Annotated in this window: 1 protein-coding gene; it reads right to left on the reverse strand. The window is 64.2% G+C overall.

Going from position 1 to position 1,377, the window contains the following annotated elements:
• Window positions 1-154 precede the first annotated feature (154 nt).
• The gene (locus A2I95_RS38150) at window positions 155-1,297 is read right to left on the reverse strand and encodes a saccharopine dehydrogenase family protein (protein ID WP_027257191.1); all 1,143 of its coding nucleotides are present in this window, start codon (window positions 1,295-1,297) and stop codon (window positions 155-157) included.
• Window positions 1,298-1,377 lie beyond the last annotated feature (80 nt).

Consider the following 1,377-nt stretch of genomic DNA (forward strand, 5'->3'; position numbering starts at 1 on the left):
CCGCATCTGGCTGACAATCTTGAGGCTGGTATGGAGGCGCTGGGGATTGACGTGAACGATGTCGAAGATGATGTGATCGGCCGCTAGGGGTGGCACCGGTATAAAAGGTATAAGGGCGCCGCAATCCGGCGCCCCTTGTTGTTTCCAGCAACCATCAGGCCTTGCTATCGACGGCCTCTAGGTGCTGGGCCAGTTTGCCGATCTCGCCCATCCACTTTTCGACCAGGCCCATGTCGCTGGGCGCGGCGTGCACGCCGGCAGCGATCTTGCCGTTCATGGCCGCCTCGATGGCGAAAGACACCGGATAGGAGACCAGACGCGCCATTGCGGTGCCGCGGTCGTCGCCCCAGGCGTCCATCACATAGGTTTTGTGCCAGACCGCGGCGCCGTCTTTTTCCGCCTTCAAGCCAACGCAGAGCACCACCCGGTCCGGCTCGCCTTCGTCATAGGCGTTCTCGGTCCAGAACTGGTCCGACATTTCCTTGAGGCGGGCGTCGCCTTCGGGGCCGGTGAGGGTCTCGACCTCCTTGAACACATCCGCCCAGGCGTCAGACCAGCCGTTGAGGCGCAGGGTGCCGCGGACGAATTCCTTGACCTTCCAGTCCTCGCCGAACTCGTACTGCGCCATGAAGGGGAGCGAGTCGCGGTTCGGGTAGACCTCGAAGCTTTCCGGGCTGGGCAGCGGCGCCTCGTAGGAGGAGATCGCGTCCCAGGGGCGGGCAACGTCCAGTTCCTTGAAATCGCGGATCGACCTGGAGGGCGAGCGCAGCGCTTTCAGCACCCCGAGCGGCGACCAGCTGAACTTGTAGCGGAACGGGTTCGGGGTCTTGGGGATGCCGCCGCAGTAGGAGATGAAGCTGATCTCGTTGTCCGCGTCATAGGCCTCGGAGGCCTTGTAGTCCGCGACCAGCGCATGCGCCATCAGGTGGTCGATGCCCGGATCCAGGCCGACTTCGTTGATCAGGCAGACGCCGGCATCCTTGGCCTTCTGGTCCAGCGCGCGCATTTCCGGCGCGATGTAGGAGGAGGAGACGAAATGCGCGCCGTGCTCGATCGCCAGTTCGGCCAGCGGCACATGCCAGTCGCCAGGCAGCATCGAGACGATGACGTCTTTCGGGCTCAGCATCTGGCCCAGGTTGGCGATGCTGAAGGCGTGGATGTTGGTGGTCAGGTCGCCCACCGCCTCGCGGGCCTTATCGGCGGTCCGGTTCCAGACCGCCACGTCGTGGCCCGCTTCCAGCAGGCGGCGCAGGCCGGGAATGGCGGAGAGGCCGGTGCCGCACCAGTGAATTGTCATGAGAGTTCTCCCTTGCTTGGTTCCGGCGGCATTCAGCCCGGAAGATGTTCGTTGAATGTGGCTTCCGCCCGGCCCCAGAC

It is taken from the genome of Leisingera sp. F5 (genome assembly GCF_001593695.1).